At 73.0% G+C, this 4311-nt stretch carries 5 protein-coding genes and 1 tRNA gene; 4 read left to right on the top strand and 2 right to left on the bottom strand.

The window, feature by feature from the left end; translation table 11 throughout:
- From AE652_RS36310 to AE652_RS36325, 4 genes are all read left to right on the top strand, one after another.
- On the top strand, positions 1 to 573 hold a 573-nt coding region (locus AE652_RS36310), incomplete at its 5' end, for a PrsW family intramembrane metalloprotease (RefSeq protein ID WP_049659282.1).
- 98 nt (positions 574 to 671) lie between these two features.
- Positions 672 to 745 (top strand) — tRNA-Met (locus AE652_RS36315).
- A gap of 193 nt (positions 746 to 938) precedes the next feature.
- Positions 939 to 1712 (top strand): hypothetical protein, encoded by a 774-nt coding sequence (locus AE652_RS36320; protein WP_049659283.1) that lies wholly within the window; start codon positions 939 to 941, stop codon positions 1710 to 1712.
- Between the two features lie 424 nt (positions 1713 to 2136).
- Positions 2137 to 3276, top strand: coding sequence for a hypothetical protein (locus tag AE652_RS36325; RefSeq protein WP_049659284.1), 1140 nt, complete (start codon positions 2137 to 2139; stop codon positions 3274 to 3276).
- A 9-nt stretch (positions 3277 to 3285) separates the two neighbouring features.
- Here the strand turns inward: AE652_RS36325 and AE652_RS36330 are convergent, their stop codons facing one another.
- Positions 3286 to 3735, bottom strand: a complete 450-nt coding sequence (locus AE652_RS36330; RefSeq protein WP_049659285.1) for a GNAT family N-acetyltransferase — start codon at positions 3733 to 3735, stop codon at positions 3286 to 3288.
- A 36-nt stretch (positions 3736 to 3771) separates the two neighbouring features.
- On the bottom strand, positions 3772 to 4311 hold a 540-nt coding region (locus AE652_RS36335; protein WP_304414276.1), incomplete at its 5' end, for a class I SAM-dependent methyltransferase.

The following is a 4311-nucleotide window of genomic DNA, read 5'->3' on the forward strand; positions in this document are numbered from 1 at the left end:
CGGCTGCGCCCGTACCTGCGGCCGCTGCCCTACCTGCGCCCGGCCCCGCCCTCCGGTGCGCCGCACCGCCGCTCCCGGCCGCGCACCCTGGCCGCCGGGGTGGTGCTCGGCGGGATGACCGCCTGCGGCTTCGCGTTCACCGAGAACGCCCTCTACCTGGGCCGGGCCTTCACCAGCGACCAGCGCCAGCGGCTGGACAGCATCGGCCTCGGCGACCCGCCCAGCCTGCGCGACTTCGACAGCACCGTGCAGACCTTCGTGCTGCGCGCCCTGCTCTCCCCCTTCGCCCACCCGCTGTTCACCGCGCTCACCGGGATCGGCCTGGCCCTCGCCCTCACCACCGCGCGGCGCTGGCTGGCCCGGCTGGCGGTCCCGGCCGGGCTGCTGCTGGCGATGGCGCTGCACGGCACCTGGAACGCCGCCGCCGACCTCGGCACGGACGGCTTCCTGGTGGTGTACGGGGCGCTGATGGTGCCCTGCTTCGCCGCGCTGGTCTGCTTCGCGGCCTGGGCGAGGTGCCGCACGGGCCGGCACGCGGCGCCCGCCCGGCGGCGGGCCGCCCGGGTGCCCTGAACAGGTGCCTGCGGAGGAGCTTGAGCGGTGCCTTCAAGAGGTGCTCGGGGAACCGATTTCCCATCTCGGCGACTTCCACGTATTGTTGTGTTTACCGACGCGGGGTGGAGCAGCTCGGTAGCTCGCTGGGCTCATAACCCAGAGGTCGCAGGTTCAAATCCTGTCCCCGCTACTCAGTAGCGGAAAGGCCCGGAGGATTCTTCCTCCGGGCCTTTCGCATGTCCGGGTACGGGCGCGGCACGGTCCTGCCACGAAGCTGTAACAGCGGCCCGTCCGACGATCACCTGTCAGGGACCTGAACCATACTGAGGAAAAATTCATCCAATTGGGGGGCCGCACGGGCCACCCCGGACAGGAATCACCACATGCTGTCGAAGCGCCTGGTCAGCACCGCCGCGATATGCCTCGTCCTGGCCGCCGGCACCGCCGCGTGCGGCAGTGCCACGAGCGACGGGAAGGCGGGCTCCGCGCAGAAGCTCGACACCGGCAAGCTCAGCGCCCAGGACATCGAGAAGCAGGCCAAGGAGGCCCTGGCCTCCGCGACCTCCCTCAAGATGGCGGGCACCGTCGACACCGGCGACGGTGCGATGGAGCTGAACCTGACGATGGACAACAAGAGCCAGTGCACCGGCACCATGGCGATGCCGGGCATGGGCAAGTTCGAGATCATCAGCGACGGCAAGACCTCGTACGTCAAGCCGGACACCGCCTTCTGGACCGCCGTGGGCGGCCCGAACGGCGCCAAGGCCGCCGAGCTGTTCAAGGGCCGCTACCTGACCGGCTTCGAGAGCGACCCGTCGATGGGCTCCCTCACCAAGGTCTGCAACCTGGCCGACTTCAGCAAGAAGATCGCCGACGGCAAGAGCAGCGGCGACAAGGTCGAGAAGGGCTCCGCCGGCGACGTCAACGGCGTGAAGACCTTCAGCCTGAAGAGCACCGACTCCAAGGGCGAGGTCACGACCCTCCAGATCGCGACCGAGGGCAAGCCCTACCCGGTGCGGATCGAGCACGCCGGCGCCAAGGACGGCAACGGCAAGATCGACTTCAGCGAGTTCGACAAGCCGCTGACCGTCCAGGTCCCGTCGGCCGACAGCACGATCGACTTCACCAAGTTCAAGGACCAGCTCAAGACCGCCTGAGCGGCGGACGCGGGGACCGCGAAATAATCCGTTGCCTCCGGCCGGAGCGCTGCCTAGGCTGGCAGCACACTGAAGGGAGGTGATCCTGAGTTGAGTACCGTCAGGATGCGTGAGGTGGCTGCTCGCTAGAGCCGCCCCTGCCTGCGCAGGGTGAGGCCCCAGGCCTCCGGCAGGCGAAATCCACAGCAGTCACCCGGCCCGCGGGCTCACCGGTACATCCCCGGTGCCTCGGCGCCTGGCCAGTGCACGGGCCGGCGTAGAGGAGCAGCCCGCGGGTCGTCTGCGTTCCCGGGGAGCTTCCGGCCTGTGCCGGAGGCTCCCCGTGGCGTGTCCGGGGAGGGCCGTCGCGTGTCCGGGGCGGGGCCGCGGCGCTAGAGTCTGCGCGGGTTCCGGAGCGGAGCGGCGCGGGCACAGGGGGTAGGCGATGGCGAAGGCGCGGCGGCGGGACGGCGGGGCGGCCCTGCGGACGGCGCGGTGGTGCGCCACCGGGATGCTGGCCGGGACGGGGCTGCTCGGACTACTGCTGTTCGCGCTCGGCCGGGAGCACGCCTGGCAGGCGCTCGGCGGCGGACTGGTCGTGGTCGGGGCCTCGGTGGTGCTGGGCGGCGGGCTGGGCTTCCTGTTCGGGGTGCCCCGGGTCCGCGGTGGCGGCACCGGTGAGCCGCAGGGCTCGTACGCGCCGAACACCAATCTGGAGCAGGTCTCGGACTGGCTGACCAAGGTGCTGCTGGGCGTCGGGCTGACCCAGCTCGGCTCGCTCGGCGAGCGGCTGCACGACCTCGGTACGGCGCTGGCGCCCGCCCTCGGCGGCGGCCCGGAGGCGGTGCCGTTCGCGGCGGCGCTCGTGCTGTACTTCCTGGTCTTCGGCTTCCTGGCCGGCTGGCTGGTGACCAGGCTGGCGCTGCCGCAGGTGCTGACCGAGACCGACCAGGCACTGGACCTCTTCCTCGCCGGGCAGGACCGCGACCGGCACGGCGACAAGGTCGGTGCGGACGACCTGCGGGTCCGCGCGATGCAGCAGCTCGGGCTGCTGGGCGGCAGCGCGGAGCGCCAGGCCGCCCTGGCCGGGCAGCTGCCGCCCGCCTCCGGTGCGCCGGCCGGGCCGGAGGGCGTGGTGGCGGAGGTCCGCTCGACCGCGCGGCGCTCGGCGCTGACCGCCGACCAGGTGCGGGCCCTCTTCGCGGACGGCTCCGAGGGCCGGCGGATCCAGGCGCTCGCGCTGATGCAGGGCGACCCGGCGCTGGCGGACCTGCCGAGCGTGCTGGACGCGATCGAGCACCCGCGCTCGGACTTCGAGCAGTACCACGCCCTGCTGGCCGCCCGGGGGCTGCTCTCCTGGCTGCCCGCCGCCGGGGCGCAGCGGCTGCGGGACGCGGTGGCGACGCAGCTGGTGGACCCGCGGGGCATCCCGTACGGGTCGGACCGCAGCTGGCTGGCGGAGAAGATCCTGTCCCGGCTCCAGGGGACGGCCCTCGCGCCGGAGCAGCCGGCCCGGCCTGCCCCGCAGGCCGTACCGGCCCAGCCGGGCGGGCCGGGCGGGCCGCCGGCCGCGGGGACCTCCTGACCGGAGGAACTACCGGATGGTGAAGCGCAGTTCGGGGCGGTCCCAGGTGATCCTGCCGTGCGCGGGGAAGGTGCCGACGCGTTCGGCGCCCACCCGCAGGTAGAAGCGCTCGGCGTCCGGGTGGGAGACCACCAGCACGCTGGCGATGCCGGCCGCGCGGGCCTGCTCCAGCATGTGCGCGATCAGCACGCGGCCGGTGCCGCGCCCCTGGGCCTCGTCGGCGACGAACATCAGGTCCAGTTCGGCCGGTTCGCGGATCAGCCCGTAGAAGCCGAGCAGTTGGTCGGTGGCCGGGTCGAGGGCGAGGAACACCTCGTGGCCGGCGATGTAGTCGGGCGTCACCCGGTAGCCGTCGATCATCGGCGCGTACTCGCCGTGGTACGCGGAGGAGGCCTGGATCAGGTCGGTGAGCCGGTCGGCGTCGGTCGCCTCTGCGCACCGGATAGTCGTCTCGATCATGGCGGCGAGTATAGGGGCAAACCGGAGTAGTGACTATTACATGACCGGCTGCCCGGCCGACCGGCGGCGCCGGTCGGCCGCCCGCAGCACCAGGACCCGCACGGTGCGGCCGTCCACCGGCCCCGGACAGCGGAGGATCTCGCTGGCTATCCGGCGCTCGCCGAGCGCGTACCGCAGCGGGTCGAGGTGGCCGCAGCGGCGGCCGTGCCCGTCGTTCAGCGGCTGGACCCGGACCTCGCCGTCCGGGGAAGTGACCCGGACCAGCTCGGTCAGCGCCGCCAACTGGCGCTCCGGGCCGAAGACTTCGGGGTAGGCGAAGATCAGGTAGCCGCTCAGGGTGAGGGCGAAGGCGCCGTCCGCGAAGGGCAGCCGGGGCAGCGCGGCGGCCACGTACCGCTGCGGGTGGGCGGCCGAGTCGGCGGCGAACAGCCGGCGGGCCCGGTCCCAGCTGCGCAGGTACCGCTCGGGCCGGTACGGGCGGGGCGAGGGGTGGAGCCACGGGCGGGCGGTCATCGAGGCGGCCATCGCCGCCCGGGCGGCCAGGGCGGTACGGGGGGTTCCTGCAGCTGGGGCCGA

This window comes from Kitasatospora sp. MY 5-36, from assembly GCF_001182915.1.
Taxonomy (GTDB): domain Bacteria; phylum Actinomycetota; class Actinomycetes; order Streptomycetales; family Streptomycetaceae; genus Kitasatospora.

Bases quoted from the DNA above. Each gene is read 5' to 3' on its own strand.
- AE652_RS36330 (WP_049659285.1), bottom strand. From the start codon at position 3,735: ATGATCGAGACGACTATCCGGTGCGCAGAGGCGACCGACGCCGACCGG.
- AE652_RS36325 (WP_049659284.1), top strand. From the start codon at position 2,137: ATGGCGAAGGCGCGGCGGCGGGACGGCGGGGCGGCCCTGCGGACGGCG.
- AE652_RS36320 (WP_049659283.1), top strand. From the start codon at position 939: ATGCTGTCGAAGCGCCTGGTCAGCACCGCCGCGATATGCCTCGTCCTG.